Genomic DNA, 16,048 nt, shown 5'->3' with positions numbered 1-16,048 from the left:
ATGGGCCGCACCGTCTTCGACAAACGCGAGGAACGCGAAGCCGAACTGTTCGCCCTGCTCGCCGGACCTGTCATCACCCGGGCTGGACGCATCCCCGCCCAACCCACCGACAACGACGCCCTCACCCGCATCCGAGAAGTCTTCGACGCCCCGGAACATCAGCTCTGGTCCGGCTGGCGTGTTCCAGAAGCATGCGCAAACGCGACCTGACGCACCGGGAGGCGAATTCCGGCGATCGTCGTTCAGGACGTAACCGGTGGAACGGGTGCGCGGATCGCTACGCTCGGGCAGTGCAGGCGAGTCCCTCGACGACCACCATGTCCCAGCCCGTGCTCGTCCTCGTGAGCGTGGTGGTTCTGGGGTCGGCGATCGGCGCTACCGCCATCATCGGTCCCGGCTACGTCTACACCGGCCTTCCCGCGGCGGTGATGTATCTGTTCCCCATCCTCTTGAACATCGCCGTCGTCAAGGAAATCCGGGAGCGAGCCCGTTCATCCAACGTGTGGGTGCGCCGCGTCGCCCGGCGGGAATACCTCGGTTATACCCTCCTCCTGGCGGTCTCAGCCACGCTCGCGACGCACCTTCGCCTGGGGCACTTGGATGTGACCGCAATGGTCTTGGCCGGCACGGTCAGCGGGGCCGGACCGCTGGTCCTGACCCTGGTGCTCCTGCGGAAGGGCCAGCCGGCTCCCGCCGAGCGACGCGGCGATTGATCGTCCGGATCAACCGAGCGGATCCTCAGTGACGCGGGCGCGCTGCAGCGCTCCGAGGAGGTCTCGTAGTTCCACGGCTGTGGCCAGGTCAACGCCGGTGCGATCGCGCAGCAGGGACAGCCCCCGCGCACCGCCGATCGGCGGCGTGTCGAATGCATCGACCGGAACAGGCGATCCGTCCTCGGTCCTGCCAACGCGAATGGCCGAGACATGCCGGATAACCCGGCCTCGATGCGGAAATAGCCAGAATCTCTCAGCCAGAAGCACATCGAGGTCGGCTTCGTCGACGGGTAAGGCGCGGACAAACCCACCGATCTCGCCAACGTGGTTGATGATCACATCCCGTCCGCCCTCGCGGTCGAGGACAAGCTCGGCGCCGTCGGGATGCTGTTCGTTGATCCGCTCCAGCTCGGCGTAGAGAGCTTTGAGCTCTTTGCCTGCACCGAATCTGAAATCGCGGCGATACCGCACCAGCAGCCACGCGACCAAGCCGAGTGTCAAAGCCAGACAGATCACCGAAACGACATCCGGCTCGGTCACCACCAGGTCGATCGCAATACCCAGCGCGGCAAAGGCGCAAACATGCATAAGGATCTCTTTGGCCGCGAGCCGATGGCGCAACCGGATCATCGAGACACGCCCTTGGCGCCTGGCTCGTGCTTCAACGATTGAACGTCGGCCGCCATTGGGAGCCGGACGTGGGCAGGCAGTGCCGATGTTGCTGCTTCAATGACCACTCGACCAACGGCGAGTAGGTGCTGTCGCTGCCGTGGCCGCATCTTCCGCCAGGTGGCCGATGGCAGCGAGAACGCGGCCTGCACGACCACGGCGGCCAAGTCGGTCCTGGTCACGTCTCCTGCGTCGATGACCGCGAGGGCGCGCAAGGATCCGGCGCGATAGTCCCGTCGCGCCGCGGCCGTGGCAGCTGACCAGGGGCGGGCCTTGTCGTGCCAGTCCCACACGGCCTGGGCGACCGGCTCCCAACGGGTGTCCTCACCGTCAGGGCCGAGCATGACGCTACTGGGGCCCGCTGCGGGTGCGGTCTGGTGACGGACGACGTCTTCCCAGGTCTCGTGCAGCGGGGGCCAGTTGTCGCCAGCTTCCAGGGCGCTCTCGGGGAGTCGGCCTGTGGCGACGGCGAGCCGCACGCCGATGTGGTCTGAGCCGAACTGCACAAGCCACCCCGCGCAGGACAGGTCGTCGTTGGTGCCCGGTTCTCCCTTGTGGCAGCCGAACATCGGGTCGCCGGGAAACGGCTGCTTGCCGGTCTCCGGGTCGCGCACCGTGCTTCTCAGCGCCGTCCACCGCTCGGCGGGGAACTTCGCCTTGGGGTTGTCGCAGTTGTCGGCGCGGATCGGGCACGGGCCGCAGGGAAATTCCCGGTGCGGCATCGGGCGCCGTCCGGCGGACGGTGCTGCGTCACACCGGTCAGCGTCAGCTTCGATGGTCACGTCGGCTCCGGAAAAGGTCGTCAGCATGCCCGGCTCAGTGTTCCAGGTCCCGCCGTCGCACACGCCCGCGGTGGCGCTGGCCCAGAGCGCAGACCGGGCGGCAGCCGCTCGGGCTGGAGCCTGGTCATAGTTGCCGGGACAGGGCCGTCGTGTCGTAGGTGGCGACGATCCCCAGGTGGTCGCTAAGAGTCCATGGGTCCGCCGTGACTTCTCCGGGTTCGTCCGCGGCGGACAGCGGACGGTCGATGACCTCGTAGCCGGTCACGGCGTCCGCGGCCGCGGACGTGGCCCAGATCTGATCGAGACGGGCGTCAGGGTGGTCACCGCCGCTCCAATGCCCGACAGTGGGCATCCAGGGTGCGTCGATCAGGGCCGCGGCGTCACGCAGGCCGGTGTGCTCCAGGTGCCCGGTGGGCCGGCGGTCGGTCGTCCAGGAGAGAGTCCTGGTCTCATCCGAGCTGACGTGGCAGTAGCTGGCGAGGCTGGGATGCCAGTTGTCCTCCCCGGCGGGATAGTCCGGGTCGTACAGCGGCCACCGCTCACCGGCGCCGTCAGGGGTGCGACGGCGGACGCGGGCGGCCGAGACGGAGTTGAAGTCCCCGGCCACGAACCCGAGACGCCGCGTGCCGCGGGTCATCGCCACCAGCACCCGCTCGCCCTCGTCGGCCCGGTGCTCGCGCCCAAAGGGCCTCAGGTGCACGCTGGCGTGCGTGACCGGCTCGGACGCACCGACGTCGAGGTCCAGCATCGCCATCGCGTGCCAGAAGCTGCTCCCCGCGATCGAATACCAGTTCCCGGCTGGGCGGATCCCGTCTGCCCACAGCAGCGCGCTGTGGAAGCCCTGGTTGCCGATCGCGACCGCCGGCGCGCCCGGTGCGTGCTCGTAGCGCAGACCGGTGCCTTCGGCGAGCAGGCTCAGCCGGTGGCCCGCGAGCCGCGCCGTGTCCTCCCGGGTATTGCCCTCGGCGATCAGTTCCTGCACCGCGAGCACGTCCACTCGCATCGCCCGGATCAGCTTGCACTGCTGCTCAAACCGGCCGGTGGCAACCTCGCCATCATCCTCGAGGAGATTCATCATGTTGTAGCTGGCGAAGCGGATGCCCCTGGCCGGGCGTGCGGAACTCGACGTCATTTCACCGATCTTGCCAGCCGGTCGTGGGAAGCCCCGTGTCGTTGCAAGGCCACGCCGCAGATCAGCAGCGCGACACTCGTAAAGAAGGGGTAAATCCGCAGGTCAGAGAACTTCGGAGGTCGTCCTCCTACTTTCCCTTGCGATGGCCGCGGACGATCGCGGCCCGGAAGGAAATGAGGACACGATGGCAGCAACCGAACACCCGCCGGTCGAGATCACCATCAAGCTGATCGGCACAGTGCCGACTGACCTGATCATCGATCTCGCTAACACCGGCTGGTTCCTCGCCAAGACCGCGACCAGCGGTCACAACGTCGACTTCGAGACCCACGTGCGGGGCACCGGCTCCCGCATCACGCGCACCGAACTCAACGCCGCCGCCGAGCGCTGCGCCGTCGACATTCGCTGGGAATAGGGAAGAGACTGCCGTGGACCGCCGCAGCCGTGGCGGTCCACGGCAATCCCTGCGATCGACCCGCACGCGCTCTCTGGCTTGCCCTGTATCCGACGCCGCGATTGCGACAGCGTCCTGCCGATGGTCGGGCACGCGGTCTCCAGCTCGAGGCTCGGCGGGACTACCTGCCAGCGGTATGGTGATGGCGGCACAGCTGGCCAGGGAAGGTGTGCGGTGGAGATTCGACTTGGTGAGGCCGCGGGGTCGGCAAGACGTCCATGTCGATGCCGTTTCCCTAGCACCGCAAGGACTTGATGCAGGGGCGGACGGCCAGCATCCCCACCCTGGTGACACTCCTGGCCGACCGATTGCCCGGACTCAAGCCGTTGTTCATCGACACCAGCGACGTTCCCGCCGGCTGTCCCGTCCGCGGTGAGAATGTCGAAGCACTGGAGTCCCTGTTCGCCCGGAACGACGGGTCACTCAGCGGCTATGCGCTCTGACACCGGCGCCGACGGCTCCTTAACGGAATCGATCGCGAGCTCGGCGAGTAAGACCGGGCCGTGGCGCGGCAGGCTACGTCCTGGGCGCGCGAAGTTCGGGGTTCACCCTGTCGTCGGCGGGCGGCCCGGCGGCAGACGCTGGGACAGGCTCCCCTGCCGGATCGGAGCGGTGAACACGGTCCTCGGCGGCGCCGGCATGTCGTCATCGGGAAGATTGAGCTCGTCGGCGCCGTCCTGCCAGCGGACCCAGTGCGGGCCGCACAAGCCCAGGTGAAGGGGTGTGTCGTAGCAGGCTTTGCGACGACATAGGTCACCTTGATTACTGATTGTCACGATGCGCGTCCCCCTTCAAGCCCGCTCACGAACGACATTACCTGACTTTGATCATCGATCAAGCAAAATCGTGACAGACGGTAACAGTTCCGTGAGTGTCATGCGCGGCTTTCGCACCCGGTCGCGGCGAGCCCAGCACGGTGACATCTCATGCCGACCATGCCCCCGACCCCCGCGCTTTTTTCACGACCGCAGACGATCTGGATGCACCCCACGACCCCACGGCCCCCAAGAGCGCCATGCGGTATAGGTCGTTATACATCAGGCTGAAGCGGGACTGAGTTCGGCCGATGCCAGGCGAGTGTCGCGTCAGACCCGCGCGAATACTTCGTCGCCGGCGACCGTGAGGCCGCTCGTGGTGAAGCCGCCGGGGACGCAGACCTCCGCGGCGAGCACCGCGGTGTGCGCGGCGAAGGTGTGTGCGGCGAGCGTCGCGCCGCCCGGCCCGGCAACCAAGGTCTCGAGCGCCAACTGGACGTCGCCCTCGCGCAGGCCGTCGATCGCCGCGGCCGCGGCGATCTCCTCGTGCGGAGGCACCGTCGCAGCAAGCAGGGACAGTACTTTCGCCCGCGCCTCGGCGCGCGGGGCGAGGGCGGCCTCGGTGGTGCGGGCGTGGGCCGCGACGAACGCGGTGAACCTGATGACTTCGACCAGCACCTCATCGGTTGCTCGAGCAGCGTGAATCTGCGCGACAGCCTCGCAAACCTGGTCAGGTCGCGCATCGGCGTAGCTGGCGATCAGGTCGAACGCCAGCTCGGCCAGCCGGACCTGCTTCGCGTCGTCGGCTGTGTCGGCTGCCACTGCCCCTGGAACGGGAGCGGCCGCAGCGATCTCGACGCCGTGGCGGCTGGTGACGAGGTCGGCGATGTGTTCATGTCGCTGTCGTTGTTCGTCGACCAGCCGTGCGTAGTCCTCGATGCCAGGGGCGTGCGGGTGGTCGCGTTCCCAGCGCACCCGCTTCCTCTGGTTCCGGTCCAGCTCCGTGGTGTGCGGACCGTAGAGGCGGACGATCTCTTGCAACTGAGCAGCGGGAAGGCTTCCGGGCTCGGCAGCCTTCAGCAGCGCTTCCATCTCGGTCGCCTCGTCGACGCTGGTCGCGAGGAATTCCAGCAACCCCGGCATGAAGCCGATGGTTTCCTTCACCGGTCGCCATCCACCTGCACTCATGCGGCACAGCATCGCAGCGTCGACGTTTCCACGAACGAGCGATACCGGCGGGCGCGCGGGACTCGCGGGTGCCGTTTCTGTCGTACCGGTCTGCCAGGGTTGGCCGGGTGAGCACAGACCTCGACATCTCTCCCGTCGCGCTGCGGCGAGCCATGGTCGCCGGGATCAAGGACGCGGGTTACCCGCTGAGCCGTGATGTCGAACAGGCTCTCCTGGCCGTCGAGCGCCATGCGTTCGTACCTGGCGCATCGCTGGCCGAGGCGTACGCCGCAGCCATCGTGGTGACCAAGCGCGGCCCCGGCGGTGAGGTCCTGAGCTGCCTGTCCGCGCCGTCGATCGTGGCGTTGCAACTGCAGCAGCTGGATGTCCGCCCGGGTCACCGTGTTCTCGAGATTGGCGCGGGCACCGGCTACAACGCGGCCCTGCTCGGGCATCTGGTCGGGCCGGGTGGGCACGTCACCACGATCGACGTCGATGCCGACATCGTCGACGACGCGCGGCGGCGGCTCGCGGCCGCCAGAGTCGGCAACGTCGAGGTCGTGCTCGGCGACGGGGCGCTCGGGTCCCAAGGCGGCGCTCAGTTCGACCGAATCGTGGCCACGGTCGGCGCCTACGACATCCCGCAGAGCTGGCTGTCCCAGCTCGCCCCGGGCGGACGGCTGGTCGTGCCGCTGCGGATCCGCGGAAGCATTACCCGCTCGATCGCCTTCGAGCGTGACGAGGCCGGCGGCTGGCGCAGCGCGGATCACCAGCTTTGCGGGTTCGTTCCACTGCGCGACGGCGCCGCCGACGATCCGCGTCGAACGATCTCCTTGACCGCGGACGAGACGGTGACGCTCCAGCTCCACCAGGAGCACGATGGGAACACGGCTTGGCTCGCCGAGATATTCGATCAGCCGCGGACGGCGGCGTGGACGGGCGTGACGTTCGGCCCGATGGAGTCGGTCGAGTGGCTCTACCTGTGGCTTGCCTGCACCGAACCCGGCGGCCTGTGTCGCATGGCTACCGCGGCCACAGCCGTCGAGTCTGGCCAGGTCGCCCCGATGTTCAACTGGGGCGCGATGGCCGTGGCAGCCGACGATGCGCTCGCCTACCTGACGTGGCGCGCAGCCGAGGGTGCCCGCGATCGCCGGGAACTGGCGGAGGTCGGCATCATCGGCCACGGACCTGGCGCAAGCACACTCGTCGACCAAATCAATGAACGCATCTCGTTGTGGGAAAAGCACTTCCGACAGAGCACCGTCACGATCGAGATTCCCGCCGACCGCGCAGGATCCTCGGATCCTGCGGAAGGCCAGTTCTTCCTCGATCGGACGCACAATCCTGTTGCTGTCAGGTGGGTGGAGGCGTAACGCACGTTCTACGGCAGGGTTCGTCCGATCGTGGTGGTCGGCTCGTCCGTACTGTCCTTACTTATGGTGAAGCAGTGGACGGACCGCGAAGGGCAGACGCTGGCCGTACTGGTTGAGCATTTCGCGCAGCCGGGGGCCGGGCGGCTCTGGCTCGGAGACCTGGCTGAGCAGACTGGTCTCGAAGAGTCCGAGCTTGAGCACCGGCTCCACCGGCTCGCCGAAGGTGGGTTCATCGTCGTCGACCGCCGCGGACCGGGGATCGCGGGCGTCGTCGAGGTGCTTCCGAAGGGATGGCAAGTCAGCACCGGTGAGCCAAACGATCAGGGCTTCGCGGTCGAGATCCTCGTCGGGAGACTGGCCGCGGCGGTCGAACAGGAGACTGACCCAAAGAAAAGAGGCGTCCTGTTCGGACTGCTCAGCGCGGTGCGCACCTTCTCGCTGGAGTTCGGGCCCAAGGCCTCGGCTGAGCTGCTGGCAAAGTGGATGAAGATCGAGTAACCAGAGGTCGGATCCCCAACGTCCGGCAGGCGGTGCCAGGTGGGGCAGAAAATGTGCAGCCATCGGCGAGCGTGGGAGCCAAGTCGGGCGCAACGGGGCGTCCTGAGGCTTGCGAATGCACCTCCTCCGTTTCCGCGTCCTCGCTTCCCAAGTCGCCTTGACGCGACTGGCCAAGGCGAGCAGACACGTTCCCCGCTACGAGAGTGCGGTCAACCGATCGTGGGTGCCGGCGACGGCGCACCCGGGGGCCGCGTCTCCCCGACTCCGCCGTCGATCAGAGGCCACTGCCGGTGGTGGTCGCCGATTGGAGTGCAATCAGACCGCGTGCGGGGGCGTGGCTGAGCTAGGGCTATCGACACGGAGATCGGCTTCTGTCAGTTTTCTGTCCTGATGTTGTCGAGAATCGGGTATCCGAGTCGCGTCCGTGTGGCGGGCGCGAGTGCCGCCGGGTCGACCTGCAGGACGACAGGATCGTGGTCGGTGCACTCCCCGACCGTTTCGGCTGCGAGGACGTGGAATCCGCTGACCGCGGTGTCCGGGAAGTCGCGGTTGGCATACCAGCGGTCGAGCCGCCGCGGCGGTTGATTGTCGGTCGGGTGCCGCCCGGTCGTCGGTGCCCAGTCGACGCCGAGGATGCGGGCGCAGTCACGGAATCGGCCGTGCAGCTCAAGCCTCACGGCGGCGTGCCGGTCGGGTTTGTCCTCGTGGTCGAAGTGAAAAGCGTGGTCCGGGTGCCATGGCACGTCGTCGGTGTAGGGGTTGGGGTCGTATTCCTCGGATGCGCCGAGGGCGTTCCAGTCGCCGCCGACCAACCCGGGGATGCGGTCGCGGCGGTTCATCGCGCGCATCACCTGGCCCGCGTCGTGCCAACCCCAGCTGAGGCCTGGGTCGTAGTGGGACAGGTGGGCGGATCCCACGCGCAGAACCGGTCCGCCGAGGTCGAACACGGCGGTGACCATCGAGTGCCACATGCCGTCGGGGCTGCGTCCGTATCGGGCCACGGTGCCGGGGACGACGTCGATGTCCTTGCGCCACAGCAACGCTGTGTGGTGCCGGTCCCCGCCGAGAGCTAGCACCGGCTCGTCCGCGACGGCGCACCGCCGGTCGATCGCGTCGGCGATCTGGTGCAGCGACTGCTCCGCTGCCGCGCGCTCCCCTGGCGCGCCGGGGGCGAAGGGCGGTGCGCCGGCCATGATCTCCTGCACGGCGAGCACGTCGGCGTCGATCGTGCGCAGCATTCGCTCAACTTCGGCGAAACGCGCCAGCTCTTGAGAGCCCGGGCTGCCGCCGTACTTGAGAAGGTTGGCCGTGACGAGTGTGATGATGGTGTTCACTCCTTGTCGTGTCCGTGGAACACGGCTTCGCGAAGGGTTCGGATCGCCCGGTGCTGCGTCACGCGAACGGTGGCGTCGCTGCAGTCGAGGAGCGCTCCGGTTTTCCGTGCTGAGAGTCCGTGGTGGAAGCGCAGGATGATCACGTCACGCTGTCGTTGCGGCAATGCGGTCAGCAAAGTGGCGAGGGCGATTTCCTTGCCGCGGCGCAGGAAGTGCTCTTCCGGTGTCGCCGCTGCGTCGACCAGTTCGGGCACAGCGGCTACCGCCTGGGTGCGATCGCGGCCGGCTGCGCGGAAGGCATCGGCGATCTTGTGCCGGGCGATGCCATACACAAACGGCATGAACGAATTCTGCTGGTTCGTGTAGCCCGGCAGCGCCTTGAGGACTGCGGTCGCGATCTCCTGCGCCACGTCGTCCGCGGTTGCCATACTGAGCAATCCCCTGCCCAGCCTGCTTCGGCAGAACGTGACGATGACCGGCTGCAACGTCGCGAACAGTTCCTCAACGGCCGGGCATCGGGTAGTGCCGGCATGAGAGCGAAGTTCCTGCTGGGCACGGCTCACGAGATCGTCAAGCCGTGACAGATCGACGTTCGCGGCTGTGGTGCCGGACCTCCCCGCGGGCGGATGGCTCGACTGCTGCGTACAGGCCCTGTCCAGTGTCCCGATGTTCGACGACGCTTCGCCGCCGTGAGCCGCCGGGAGTCGAACAGACTGAGGTGCTGGGCTGGGCTTGATCATCACGTACGCACGTGCCGGGGGCGCAGACGCTGGTTGCCCAGCGTGTGTCGGCGAAAGTAGCCCAGGGACGGTCTCGACGACGGAACTGTCCCACTTCTGATTCCACAGTGGACATTCGAGTGCGCCCCAGTGTGACGTCGTCTTCTGTGGCGCAGCGAAGGTAGTCGTGCCGTGATGCCTCCGCTAGCGCTCGGGCGAAGCGCGGCCGCAGGCGTCGGTGGTCGCAAGTCGGTCATCGGGTCACTCGCAAACTGCGTGTTCTTGGCTGGTGGGCTCGGAGCCTGGATTCGGGGTGTCGTCTGGGTCGTTGCTGATCAGGCCCGTCACAAGAGCGTCAGCGGTCGAGGTGTGTGAGCGGTCGGCCGGTTGCAGGGAGCGCAAAGCCGGCAGCGTGACGTGAACGTCGGCGCCGGTCGACACTGCGATCGGGACGCCGGCGTAGCGGAACAGTCCACGCGCGACAGTCATGCGATCACGGGTGTACGGGTCATCTGGCGTGACCAGCTGGGCCAGGGCGAGAACACTGCTGGCCGGCGTCGCGGCGAGGCAGCGAGCGATGTCGCGCAGCGACAAGGTGTCCTCACGCAGGATCGAGGTTGCCAGGATGCCGATCGGCACTTGCGCATCGAGGCCCGCGGCCGCGACCGGGTCCTGGAGGAAGTCGTGGGGTGCTGCTGGGCTCAAGATCTGGACGGCGGGGTCGGGCTCGGGGACGCCGCGTGAATTCTCCGTGGTGCGCACGGCCGCGGTGAGCGGATCGAGTTCGACGATCACGCACTGCGTGATCACACCTTCGGCGGCCGCGAGGGCCGGGACGGTGCTGGCGATGGGCAGCCCGCCGGTGCCGAGCTGCACGAACTGCCGAATGCCTTCATCGAGCATCGCGACAGCGGCGCCGCGGTGGAAGTTCGCGGCGGCGAGCACCAGCGCCGGAAGCAGTGGGAACGCCAGCTCCGCTACCTCGGCGAACTCGCGATCGACGGCGGTGTTGCAGCTGCCGCCGAGCCACAGATCGGCCAGCGCGTCTCGGCGCGGAATCTCGACGTCGATGACCGGCCGCTCGTTCCCGACGCTGGGTTGGGATGTCATCGTGGTGTCCTGGTGGTGATGCCGGTGGTGTTCGCGGGCCGGTCCCGGCCCGGAGGATGGACCCGTGCACGTCGGGCCGGGACCGGCGTTCTCGGCCGCCCTCGGATGAATGCGGACCGCTGTGCTGGAGCCGCTGCCCGGGCGAGGCGGGTCACCCGCAGCCGGCGTTGGCTCTCCGGCGGGGCTGTGCCACGGCGGCAGGCGGGACCATGCCGCGTCGTGATGGTTAGTGGCGGGAAATTCGAGGGCGCAGTTGCTGCGAGTGCCCGAATCACCCCTGCGCTGACAGGGTTTCCAGTCCTGCTCCATGGCTAGCGCGCTCCGCACGACGGCCAGGATCCGCTCGTGCCGGGTCACGGCGGTGTCGATGTCCGGGCGCTGATCAAGGACTCTGTATTCCTGTGCAACATCATCGATGCCGTGGGCGTTCAACGACGCGGGCGTCCGAGGTGTGTCGGTGACGCATCCGGCCACCTGCAGTGCGTCCATCGCCGCGGGAGGTGGTGCCTGGCCCGGTCGTCGGCAACGTGTGCTTGCGGTCAGCATGCCGGACGTGGTGCGTCGGACAGGCTGCGCGTACCGGCGATGTTGCGACGGTGCAAGAGTGCGCGGCCGAGCATCGCTCGGCTGTCGTCCTCGCTGAGGCTGTAGTCGGTCAGTTCGGCGAAGAAGTCGAGGCAGCTCTCGAGAACGTCGCCGTCTCGGCCCACTCGGAGCCCAGCAGGCGCCAGAACGTCGCCGACAAACGCAGTCCGCTCGCAGTCGACGTCGGTGGTGACGGTGAACGGCATCGACGGCGGCAGAACCGGAGCGGCGAAGTCGTAGATCCGCAGGCTGATGTGGGTCCGCGACGCCACCTCGAACAGGTACTGCAGCTGCGCGGTGGCCTCGTGCCGCTCTCGCGGGCAAGCTGCCAGGCGCTTCACAGCTTCTTCGCTGACAACGAAAAACGCCCAGGGAGGAGGGCGACGCCACAAGTTGTCTTGCCTGTGCGGCAACAGGTTGCCAACGAGAGCAATCAGCTGATCGTGTCGAGGGCGGGTTTCACGCACGAGCCGGGCGAAATCCTCGGTGGAGAGCAACTCCGGGGTGTTGGATCCGCTGTAGCAGCGAATGGTCGCCGCCGCCTTCTCGGCCCGGTACTGCTCCAGGGCCTCTTCAGGGAGACGGATCCCGGCATCGGGTTGCGCAGTGACCAGCAAGGGTGCGCGCTCCTCTCGGGCAGGCAGTGACACGAATGGCCTGAAGTCGGTGACGGTGTTTCAGCCTCGCGGAATGCCACGCCAACGGGAATGGCGCACTGGTGCCGTGGTGATGCCACAACTCAGCCATCGCCGTTACCGTTTCGTGTCCTCCTGCTCCCTGGAGGACTGTTACCCAAGCACGGTGACCGCACCTGATGGGGGTTTTGACGTGCGCTAACAACGACGATTGATTCCGCAGACAACACCGCGCGCTCCGGCCAATCGGAAGCTGTGCGGCGCAATCAGGCCGAGTCTTGATCACTTATGGTCGCCGCGTGACATGTCACCAGCTGAAGATCGTTCGCGTAGTCTCGTGCGGCCACAACCACATGAAGCACGGGCTTCTTGCCGAGTGGACCACCGCCGACGTCCAGGTCATCGCGCGCCGCGAGCCACCTCTCCATGATCTGCCGCTCACCGTCGACCAGGTGCGGATACATCACGCACTGGCCAATCCGTTCCGGGTGGACGAGCTGCGCGACCTCGGCGGCTTGGACGAGCCGGTCCAGGATTTCCTGCAGGCGCAGCCGGAGTGGACCGACCTGCTGAACGACACGCTGGCGGCGATCGGCCGGCACTTCGAGTCCGGGCGGACAGTCGTGACTGCGGCGGTGATGTGCTCGGGTGGTCATGACCGGAGCGTTGCGGCTGCGGAACTTCTGGTCCGCGTCCTCAAGTCGTGGCCGGAGACGGACGCCTTCACCCGCCACCTGCACCTGTATCGGCGCCACCCCTGGGTCCCCGCACTCGCTCGCCGTGGAGCCTGATTTCACCTTCTGCAGTTCAGACCTTGAGGCGTGGTGGAGGTTCCGCGGGATGACCTGGCGAGCATCGAACTGGATTCCGACTTCACCAGGCGTGCACGTGCCCGCCGGTTTCGTTGTGCGGGCAGGCCCCTCGGGACTTCGAAAGGCTGCTCATGTTCGTCGCGTGAGCTGCTGGGCGAGCTGGTAGCCCACGGTCAGGGCGAGGTACCAGGACACGAGGATCTGGTCATCGTCGCTGGCGGTGGCGACGGCGTCGGTGGCTGCGGCGACCCGGTTCCGGTCGCGGTCGGGAGCGAGCAGCGCGTCGAGCAGCTCGCGCAGCAGCGCCGCGGGTCCTTCGGTGCCGGCGGGGTCGCCGGCACCGTCGGGGATGCCGTGCTCGTCGAGGCTGAGCACGGTGGTCGCGTGACCATGCAGCTGGGTCACCGCGACCGGAAGCAGTGCTCCCATCGCAGCTCGTGGGTGGCAGCTGCTGAGGTAGACGCGGGCTGAGTCGAGGTGCCCGGCGGCGATCGCGGAGAGTCCCGCGGTGGCCGGCCCGAGCGCCGGGTCCGGGGTGAGCTCGTGCGCGGCGCCGGCGACGTGTTGGGCGATGGTTGCGAACGCGTTGATGCCGCCGACGTCGTCCACGACGGGCCGCACGGCCACGGCCATCACCCAGGTCAACCAGTAGGAGCCGTCGTTGTCCAGTTCCCCGATGGCCTGCTCGGTCAGCGCGAGCAGCGCCTCCTCTTCGCGCGGGTCCGCGACGGCGTTGCGGGCCGTGGCGATCAGGTTCTGGCCGTGTCGGTCGACCGGGCCGCGCCACTGGTGTTCGGGAATGTCGCTCAGGTGCGGGGCGAGCAGGTCCTCGTCGGGGGTGTGGGTGTGGGCCAGCAGCTGTGCCCAGGTGATCCACACCAGGTCGATGAGGCCCGCGTCGCCGATCTCCCGCAGCGCGGCGTTGTAGGCGTCTTCGTCCAGCTCGTCGCTCTCGAGTGTGCTCAGCAGTGCGGCGCTCAGTCGGGGCAGGTTGGCGACGACCTCGTCGCCGGGGTCGAAGAGGAACACGCGGTTCACGCATCGCTCCTGACTTGCCGAGAGATCGCCGCGGGGTCGTACTCGACGACTTCGGGAAGGTGATCGCTGGCCCGACAGGCGAGTTCGCCGTCGACGATCTCGACCCGGCGCAGCGCGGGAACCACATCGGCGGTGCATCGGATGCTGTCGATCCGCCGCGGCCCGAAGGTTGTCTCGTTGCTGCGGTGCCCGGCACTGGCTTGCCACGGAACACCTCCAGTGGCCAGCGTGGCGTTGTGCAGCTCCACGCGGGCTTCGAGCAGGCCACCGTCGAGCAGGGCCTCGCCCGTGGTGCGGTCGGCCCACCAGCGGATGAGGTGTCCGCGCTCGTCGCGTTCACGATGGCACTGGAAGACGGCACCGGGGTTCCACGGGAAGTCGGCGTAGGGGTCTGGATCGTAGAAGGTGCCGTCGGACGATCGGTCCGCGCTGGTCGTGTTCCAGTCGCCGCCGACCAGGCCTGGTGGCCTGTCCAGGGGCCGGGTGAACGCACTGGCGACGCGTACCGCTTCGTCGGCGCGGCCGGCGTGCGGGCCGAACGGGGTCAGGTGGGTGGAACCGTGCTGCACCTCGTAGAAAGCCCCGTCGCTGCCCTGGACCCGGAAGACCATCTTGATCAACCCATGGTGCATGTTCTCCTTGGGGTAGCTGCGGAACGTACCCTCGACTACCTCGACCCGGTCGGGATTCCAGAGCAGTCCCAGGTGCAGGTCGTGGGGGCTGATGCCGACGGCGATCTTCCCGATCTGGTATTCGGGACCGGCATCGGTGCCGGGTTCGCGGTGATAGGCAGTCAGGCCGACCCGGCGGCCGAGTTCGGCCAGCCGCTCTGCTGCTTGCTCCGGGAACGCGGCGGCAACCTCCTGAACCGCCAGCACGTCGACGTTGAGACCGCGGATGACCTCGCACACCAGTTCGTGGCGTTTCCGCTCGCCGGGCGCGTCCGAACCGAACAGCTTCTCAACGTTGTAGGTGCCGAATCGCATGGCCGTTCTCCTGATCCCTCCTGCTCGGGGTACACGTCTACACATCCTGCGGGCGCCGAGCAGTTCCGCCGTGTTCCGCGCTGCCGGCCACCGTGCATGGGTCAGTCCTCGTTGAGTTGGAACGACACGGCGGGGAATCGTCGTCCGTTGACCTGGAGTGCGATGGTGTGCGGCCCGGGGACGAGTGTCATCGTGGCGGTCGAGCGGAGTGCGTGTGCCTTGGTCAGCGGCAGGGGCGTGGCCGGCTTGGCCACGGTCCGGGTCAGGACGTACACCTTCTCGCGCGGTTTTCCGTGTGCTGTGGTCGACGAGATCACGTACATCACGTCTACCGGGGTCGCCGCGGTCGCGGTCAGCGTGGCCGAGAAGGCCAGGATGTCACCGTCGACGAACTGGGTGCGGTCCAGCCGCGGTGGTGAGACCTCGATCGGGGCGTCGCGCTCGTAGCCGAGGAACGCGTGCGCCGGGGGCCAGCCCTGCTTGAGCTTGCTGCGCAGGGCCTGGCGGGCGATGAACTTAAAGTCCTTCTCGGTGGCGCGCTCGCTGGCCTTCCACCGCCGCAAGACGGCCAGCGCGACGTCCGGCTCGTCGGTGGCGATGTCGTGCAGGTGGTTGGCGACCGAGGTGCGGACGTACTTGCTGGTGTCGGCGTAGAGCTGGTCGAGCACGGGCACGGCCGCGTCGATCGCGAGGGGAACGCGCGGGGCCCAGGGCAGCTTGGGACGGGTGGACTCGCTGGCCAGGCGCCGCACCTGGTGCTCGTCGTCGTGGGCCCACGCGTTCACGGCCTTCATCGTCTCGTCCGGGAAGTCGGTGAGGAAGTAGCGGACGGCGACTTCGGCGGTGAAGTAGCAGGTGAGGCGTTTGAGCGCGGCAAGGGCGTGGTCCAGTAGCTCGGCGTTGCGGCAGTACCGGGCGACGTAGTCGGAGTGCGGTGAGTAGATGTGCAGCCCGAAGTCGTTGGTGACGCCGGCGGCCTCGGGCGTCGGCGGCAGCGATCGCAGGATTACCTCGAGCGCCGCGGCGCCGGTGACCGGTATGTGGGCGTGCAGGGCTGAGCTGACGCGGGCGATGCGGTCCTTGAGCACCAGCTTCGGCAGGTCGGCCATGACCTCGCGGGTGAAGGCCTTGGCGTTGAAGTCGGGGCAGACGGCGTGCACTTCGTGGCCGATGCGGGTGACGCGGTCGGCGTTGAGCGCCTGCTCTTTCAAGGGAACCTTCTCGGCCATGCACGAACCTTAGTGAGAAGCGGGCGGCCGGCCCGGGCGGTCCCGCGTGGTTCCTCC

The 16,048-nt window shown here is 67.7% G+C and carries 17 protein-coding genes; 6 read left to right on the top strand and 11 right to left on the bottom strand.

What is annotated here, in order from left to right:
• Together BMY97_RS47550 and BMY97_RS41590 are read left to right on the top strand one after the other, a co-directional pair.
• Positions 1-210: hypothetical protein (locus BMY97_RS47550; RefSeq protein ID WP_091628618.1), on the top strand; the 210-nt coding region annotated here is incomplete at its 5' end.
• Positions 211-290: 80 nt separating this feature from the next.
• Positions 291-713, top strand: coding sequence for a hypothetical protein (locus tag BMY97_RS41590; RefSeq protein ID WP_091628616.1), 423 nt, complete (start codon positions 291-293; stop codon positions 711-713).
• A gap of 9 nt (positions 714-722) precedes the next feature.
• Here BMY97_RS41590 and BMY97_RS41585 read toward each other — a convergent pair whose 3' ends face one another.
• The 3 genes from BMY97_RS41585 to BMY97_RS41575 all read right to left on the bottom strand — a co-directional run bounded on the left by BMY97_RS41585 (position 723) and on the right by BMY97_RS41575 (position 3,296).
• Positions 723-1,343 carry a hypothetical protein gene (locus tag BMY97_RS41585; RefSeq protein WP_091628614.1) on the bottom strand — a complete coding sequence of 207 codons (621 nt, stop codon included), beginning with the start codon at positions 1,341-1,343 and terminating at the stop codon, positions 723-725.
• Positions 1,340-2,191: a DUF6283 family protein gene (locus tag BMY97_RS47545; RefSeq protein WP_177231795.1), complete on the bottom strand. Its 852-nt coding sequence runs from the start codon at positions 2,189-2,191 to the stop codon at positions 1,340-1,342. The genes BMY97_RS41585 and BMY97_RS47545 overlap by 4 nt, the downstream gene beginning before the upstream one ends.
• Before the next feature lie 97 nt (positions 2,192-2,288).
• Complete coding sequence (locus tag BMY97_RS41575) at positions 2,289-3,296, bottom strand: endonuclease/exonuclease/phosphatase family protein (RefSeq protein ID WP_091628612.1); 1,008 nt, start codon at positions 3,294-3,296, stop codon at positions 2,289-2,291.
• Positions 3,297-3,438: 142 nt separating this feature from the next.
• Here BMY97_RS41575 and BMY97_RS41570 point away from each other — a divergent pair, with 142 nt between their 5' ends.
• Positions 3,439-3,711 (top strand): hypothetical protein, encoded by a 273-nt coding sequence (locus tag BMY97_RS41570; RefSeq protein WP_143086455.1) that lies wholly within the window; start codon positions 3,439-3,441, stop codon positions 3,709-3,711.
• Between the two features lie 1,124 nt (positions 3,712-4,835).
• On the opposite strand, the gene BMY97_RS41560 is transcribed toward BMY97_RS41570, so the two are convergent.
• Positions 4,836-5,669: a hypothetical protein gene (locus tag BMY97_RS41560; RefSeq protein ID WP_091628605.1), complete on the bottom strand. Its 834-nt coding sequence runs from the start codon at positions 5,667-5,669 to the stop codon at positions 4,836-4,838.
• Positions 5,670-5,800: 131 nt separating this feature from the next.
• Here BMY97_RS41560 and fxlM point away from each other — a divergent pair, with 131 nt between their 5' ends.
• Together fxlM and BMY97_RS41550 are read left to right on the top strand one after the other, a co-directional pair.
• A complete protein-coding gene (gene fxlM / locus BMY97_RS41555) occupies positions 5,801-7,045 on the top strand; it encodes a methyltransferase, FxLD system (protein ID WP_245787767.1) in 1,245 nt (414 codons plus the stop codon).
• A 63-nt stretch (positions 7,046-7,108) separates the two neighbouring features.
• Positions 7,109-7,543: a hypothetical protein gene (locus BMY97_RS41550; RefSeq protein WP_091628602.1), complete on the top strand. Its 435-nt coding sequence runs from the start codon at positions 7,109-7,111 to the stop codon at positions 7,541-7,543.
• A 374-nt stretch (positions 7,544-7,917) separates the two neighbouring features.
• Here BMY97_RS41550 and BMY97_RS41545 read toward each other — a convergent pair whose 3' ends face one another.
• The 4 genes from BMY97_RS41545 to BMY97_RS41530 form a co-directional block, all read right to left on the bottom strand.
• Positions 7,918-8,877 (bottom strand): endonuclease/exonuclease/phosphatase family protein, encoded by a 960-nt coding sequence (locus tag BMY97_RS41545; RefSeq protein WP_091628600.1) that lies wholly within the window; start codon positions 8,875-8,877, stop codon positions 7,918-7,920.
• Positions 8,874-9,617: a sigma-70 family RNA polymerase sigma factor gene (locus BMY97_RS41540; RefSeq protein WP_091628599.1), complete on the bottom strand. Its 744-nt coding sequence runs from the start codon at positions 9,615-9,617 to the stop codon at positions 8,874-8,876. The genes BMY97_RS41545 and BMY97_RS41540 overlap by 4 nt, the downstream gene beginning before the upstream one ends.
• Before the next feature lie 240 nt (positions 9,618-9,857).
• A complete protein-coding gene (locus BMY97_RS47540; RefSeq protein ID WP_177231794.1) occupies positions 9,858-10,706 on the bottom strand; it encodes an SAM-dependent methyltransferase in 849 nt (282 codons plus the stop codon).
• Positions 10,707-11,245: 539 nt separating this feature from the next.
• Complete coding sequence (locus BMY97_RS41530) at positions 11,246-11,908, bottom strand: Scr1 family TA system antitoxin-like transcriptional regulator (protein ID WP_091628596.1); 663 nt, start codon at positions 11,906-11,908, stop codon at positions 11,246-11,248.
• A 371-nt stretch (positions 11,909-12,279) separates the two neighbouring features.
• On the opposite strand from BMY97_RS41530, the gene BMY97_RS41525 reads away from it, so the two are divergent.
• Positions 12,280-12,717 carry a RapZ C-terminal domain-containing protein gene (locus BMY97_RS41525; RefSeq protein WP_091628594.1) on the top strand — a complete coding sequence of 146 codons (438 nt, stop codon included), beginning with the start codon at positions 12,280-12,282 and terminating at the stop codon, positions 12,715-12,717.
• 150 nt (positions 12,718-12,867) lie between these two features.
• Here BMY97_RS41525 and BMY97_RS41520 read toward each other — a convergent pair whose 3' ends face one another.
• The 3 genes from BMY97_RS41520 to BMY97_RS41510 all read right to left on the bottom strand — a co-directional run bounded on the left by BMY97_RS41520 (position 12,868) and on the right by BMY97_RS41510 (position 15,991).
• Positions 12,868-13,776, bottom strand: coding sequence for a hypothetical protein (locus BMY97_RS41520; protein ID WP_091628593.1), 909 nt, complete (start codon positions 13,774-13,776; stop codon positions 12,868-12,870).
• On the bottom strand, positions 13,773-14,762 hold the full coding sequence (locus BMY97_RS41515) for an endonuclease/exonuclease/phosphatase family protein (protein ID WP_091628591.1): 990 nt from the start codon (positions 14,760-14,762) through the stop codon (positions 13,773-13,775). The genes BMY97_RS41520 and BMY97_RS41515 overlap by 4 nt, the downstream gene beginning before the upstream one ends.
• A gap of 101 nt (positions 14,763-14,863) precedes the next feature.
• Positions 14,864-15,991 carry a hypothetical protein gene (locus tag BMY97_RS41510; protein ID WP_091628589.1) on the bottom strand — a complete coding sequence of 376 codons (1,128 nt, stop codon included), beginning with the start codon at positions 15,989-15,991 and terminating at the stop codon, positions 14,864-14,866.
• Positions 15,992-16,048 lie beyond the last annotated feature (57 nt).

It is taken from the genome of Amycolatopsis saalfeldensis, assembly GCF_900110575.1.
GTDB lineage: Bacteria > Actinomycetota > Actinomycetes > Mycobacteriales > Pseudonocardiaceae > Amycolatopsis > Amycolatopsis saalfeldensis.
This window is presented reverse-complemented; position numbering and strand designations above follow the sequence as displayed.

Coding starts and splice junctions, on each gene's coding strand:
- BMY97_RS41585 (WP_091628614.1), bottom strand. CDS start 1,343: ATGATCCGGTTGCGCCATCGGCTCGCGGCCAAAGAGATCCTTATGCAT.
- BMY97_RS47545 (WP_177231795.1), bottom strand. CDS start 2,191: ATGCTGACGACCTTTTCCGGAGCCGACGTGACCATCGAAGCTGACGCT.
- BMY97_RS41575 (WP_091628612.1), bottom strand. CDS start 3,296: ATGACGTCGAGTTCCGCACGCCCGGCCAGGGGCATCCGCTTCGCCAGC.
- BMY97_RS41570 (WP_143086455.1), top strand. CDS start 3,439: ATGGCCGCGGACGATCGCGGCCCGGAAGGAAATGAGGACACGATGGCA.
- BMY97_RS41550 (WP_091628602.1), top strand. CDS start 7,109: ATGGTGAAGCAGTGGACGGACCGCGAAGGGCAGACGCTGGCCGTACTG.
- BMY97_RS41540 (WP_091628599.1), bottom strand. CDS start 9,617: ATGATCAAGCCCAGCCCAGCACCTCAGTCTGTTCGACTCCCGGCGGCT.
- BMY97_RS47540 (WP_177231794.1), bottom strand. CDS start 10,706: ATGACATCCCAACCCAGCGTCGGGAACGAGCGGCCGGTCATCGACGTC.
- BMY97_RS41525 (WP_091628594.1), top strand. CDS start 12,280: ATGAAGCACGGGCTTCTTGCCGAGTGGACCACCGCCGACGTCCAGGTC.
- BMY97_RS41515 (WP_091628591.1), bottom strand. CDS start 14,762: ATGCGATTCGGCACCTACAACGTTGAGAAGCTGTTCGGTTCGGACGCG.
- BMY97_RS41510 (WP_091628589.1), bottom strand. CDS start 15,991: ATGGCCGAGAAGGTTCCCTTGAAAGAGCAGGCGCTCAACGCCGACCGC.